Annotated in this window: 2 protein-coding genes and 2 pseudogenes; 1 reads left to right on the top strand and 3 read right to left on the bottom strand. The window is 55.2% G+C overall.

Features of this window, described 5'->3' with window-relative positions; all coding sequences use genetic code 11:
• Positions 1-116: 116 nt before the first annotated feature.
• Positions 117-809: pseudogene (locus J1C47_RS23305) on the top strand (IS701 family transposase); the annotation flags it as partial.
• Between the two features lie 178 nt (positions 810-987).
• Here J1C47_RS23305 and J1C47_RS23310 read toward each other — a convergent pair.
• From J1C47_RS23310 to J1C47_RS23320, 3 genes and pseudogenes are all read right to left on the bottom strand, one after another.
• Positions 988-1,959 carry a UDP-glucuronic acid decarboxylase family protein gene (locus J1C47_RS23310; protein ID WP_207353198.1) on the bottom strand — a complete coding sequence of 324 codons (972 nt, stop codon included), beginning with the start codon at positions 1,957-1,959 and terminating at the stop codon, positions 988-990.
• 50 nt (positions 1,960-2,009) lie between these two features.
• The gene (locus J1C47_RS23315; protein ID WP_207353199.1) at positions 2,010-3,104 is read right to left on the bottom strand and encodes a glycosyltransferase family 61 protein; all 1,095 of its coding nucleotides are present in this window, start codon (positions 3,102-3,104) and stop codon (positions 2,010-2,012) included.
• Between the two features lie 328 nt (positions 3,105-3,432).
• Positions 3,433-3,590: pseudogene (locus tag J1C47_RS23320) on the bottom strand (IS256 family transposase); the annotation flags it as partial.

A 3,590-nucleotide genomic window follows, 5' to 3' on the forward strand; every position in this document is an offset into this window, starting at 1 on the left:
AATGCGGAAACGGTGCTATCCGTCGTCATGGGCGTATCGCTCCTACGGGAGGTTCTGGCAGGCTTGATCACCCGCCTCGATACGCCGCCTCTCTCAGACCGTCATCACCCAGCTTCCGCCATAGCTCTGTTCCTGATGACGTGGTCTTCGCCACCAAGCCGGCGATGGCACGCGAGATGGTCGCAGCGGTTCTCGACGAGGGCGTCCCCTGCGCCTTTGTCTTGGCCGATGCGCTCTACGGGTCCGATTACAAGTTCCGAACTATGTTGGAAGACCGCGGACAGCCTTATGTGCTGGCCGTGCGCTCCAATCAGGTGCTGCGCTTCATCGACGAGTGGCAGTTCATCCAGACCGATCCGGCGACGCTTGTTGCCGAGCTTGAGGCACAAGCCTGGCGGCCGCTGTCGGCCGGTGAAGGCGCCAAGGGGCCGCGGCTCTACGACTGGGCGCGCCTGCCGCTGAAGGGATGCCCCCAAGAGGGCTTTGCTCGTTGGCTGCTGGCCCGCAGAAGCCAACGCGATCCCGACGCCATCGCCTACTACTTTGCCCATGCCCCGAGCGAGACGACGTTGGCCGAACTGGCCGCTGCGGCGGGACTTCGCTGGACCATCGAGGAGTGCTTCCTCAGAGCCAAGGACGATCTCGGCCTCGACCATTGCGAGGCGCGCTCCTGGCACGGCTGGCACCGGCACATGAGCCTGGTCATGGCCGCCGCAGCTTTCCTGACCAGGATTGGCGCCGAGCAACGTCGCAGCGCATTCGGCAAACGGAACGAAACGAGTCCAATGATCGAAACCGAGGCCGCATGACATTGGCGCTGGCCGAACTTTGCACAACGCCCGAAATCCTGCGGCTGGTCGCTCACCTCCTGCTTCGCCACCCCCGGCCGCCGACCTTCATCCTCGCCTGGTCACGGTGGCGACGACGACATCAAGCATTCGCCGCTCTCGCTCATCGAAAAATCCGCATCACTACGCAACTGTAGTACTAGGCAGAACGCAACTCGATTAGCCGACTGCGGAAATACTCGATTGTGCGGTCTAGTCCTTCGTCGAGCTCAACAATCGGCGCCCACCCAAGCAGCTCCGAGGCCTTGGAAATGTTCGGCTGCCGCTGTTTGGGATCGTCGGCAGGAAGCGAGTGCGTCACCAGCCTCGAGCCCGTCTGCGCGCGCTGGATCGTTTTCTCAGCTAGCTCGCGGATAGTGAACTCATTGGGGTTGCCTATGTTAATTGGCCCGGTCACCTCCGGCCCAGTGTCCATCAGTCGCAGGAAACCCTCGACAAGATCATCAACATAGCAGAAGGAGCGGGTCTGGGAGCCATCGCCGTAGATGGTTAGAGGTTCACCGGCCAGCGCCTGCACCACGAAGTTTGACACAACCCGCCCGTCGGCGTGGTGCATACGCGGGCCGTAGGTGTTGAAGATTCGCGCAACCTTGATCTCGAGTCCGACCTGGCGGTGATAATCGAAGAACAGCGTCTCGGCGCAGCGTTTGCCCTCGTCGTAGCAAGAACGCGGGCCAATTGGGTTGACGTTGCCCCAGTACTCTTCAGCCTGAGGGTGAACGGCGGGATCGCCATAGACCTCGCTCGTCGAAGCCTGGAATATCTTCGCCTTCAGTCGTTTGGCTAAACCCAGCATATTGATTGCACCGTGGACCGAGGTTTTGGTCGTCTGGATCGGATCGTGCTGATAATGAATTGGTGAGGCCGGGCAGGCAAGGTTGTAGATTTCATCGACCTCCACATAGAGTGGGAACGTAACGTCGTGCCGAATGAATTCGAAGCGCGGGTTATTGAACATATGCTCAATATTGCGCTTCGTGCCGGTAAATAGATTGTCGACGCAGACGACCTCATGCCCCTGCGCTAGGATCCTATCAATGAGATGAGACCCGAGGAATCCGGCACCTCCAGTCACGAGGACGCGTTTGCGACTTTCATAGATACGAGGCATGAGCTTGGCAATTCCTGACATGAGGAGGAGTGATTAAGGCTGCAGCGAAACTATACTGCCAGTGCCGATTTCAGGAGATCAAGATCAACTCGCCAGGGAAGCACTTTTTGAGAAGCAGGAAGAGCGCCGTCAAGCATTCCTGCGTCGAACACGCAGACCGTCCAGTCGATGCCCAGCGCTTGCCCAATGGTAGAGAAGCAAGGATTCTGATAACTACGGGGTAGCATCTCGATGACACGGACGTTTGGATTGCAGTAAATCACATTAGTCAAACCCGCCCCGTGTGCAGCGACGACAATCTCGGCTGCGGCAAATGCGCTAATTTGTTCCCGAACCGTAAGTCTTGACAGTTCAAGCGCCTTGAATCCTTGATTCTCAAGGAATTTAATAACTTCGTCTTCGTTCTCAATCGTACGCTTCTTACTGTCGCGGCGCGAAATATAAATTTTGCGGCCATCGGTACGCTGGGCGGGACAATTCTTAAGGACATGACGCGCGAATTCGCCAAGAAGAGGTGAAGGATTGAAGGCGAGATTTTTGTAGGTCGAGTTGAGAATAGCAGCACGCCTAAAACCAACTTGCGCGCGAGGATGTAAGAAATATATTTCAGGCGAGAACTGTCGCTCTGCTACATAATAAAGCAGCTCCTTTGCGTTCGGATGTATCTGCGGATAAACGAATATATTTCCTGCAGAGCCGAAGTAAGAGAGAGAAACATAAGTTGAAAACATGGACTGAATCGTCCAGTGATAATAATTTCTCCAGCCCGCATTATAGGCTATCATAACCCTTCTTGTTTCATCGATCTGTGGCCATCGCTCCGTTGATGATTTCATTTCTACGCCGGACGTCATATAAGTGGTGTCTTTAATGGATTTGCCGTCTGGAGTGAAGACGACACCACTCCCCACTAGGAGAGTGGCGTCAGGGACGTGGCGAGCACTAAATGTGAAGGAACTGCTTTCCAGCGGTTCGCGCATCGGGGGATCCGGCTCGCCGAAAAACCGGAGCGGACGGGGTTTTGTGGCCGCTCCCGTAACTGAGACTTCAACTGAAGCAGTTTGCGGAATTTTCGTGATGGTAGCAGCCTTTGTTATATTGCCAATAGAAATTGCATAATTGTTTTGATTAGTATTTTTCTTCATTGACTGTGGTTTGTTATCAGATATTTCTAATGTGCATTAAAGGTCTCCCCCTTTCCCACTTCAGTGTGCTGATTTCAATATCAGTGTAAGACAAGAGTTGGTGTTATGGTTTATGTAGCTAGCAGAGTCCAGCATAGCGCCCGCTGGGCCTGATGCCGAATAGCCTAACAAAATGAGTTCCGGTTCGCCATCGTCATGTTGTGATGCGGCGCCAAAGTTCGATTGCTACCCTATCCTCAGCCAGCGAGTAGAAGAGTTGGTCACGTCCGTCAAGCTGGTGTGGCTGATCCACTGTTGAGCTATGGCTGATTTTGGGTGACGGGTCCGATCAGGCGGCGCGTTGATCGGCGTCTGGGCTGACCGCGACGCCGTCGGTGAATGTGACGCCCGCAATGACCATCGGCAAGCGATTTTCGCCTTTCAGCTTCCGCCAAGTTTTTGAAGCGGCCATGACGAGCTTGAAGACCATGAGCTCGGCGGTCTTGT

Origin of the sequence: Jiella sonneratiae, assembly GCF_017353515.1 — a bacterium.
Taxonomy (GTDB): domain Bacteria; phylum Pseudomonadota; class Alphaproteobacteria; order Rhizobiales; family Rhizobiaceae; genus Jiella; species Jiella sonneratiae.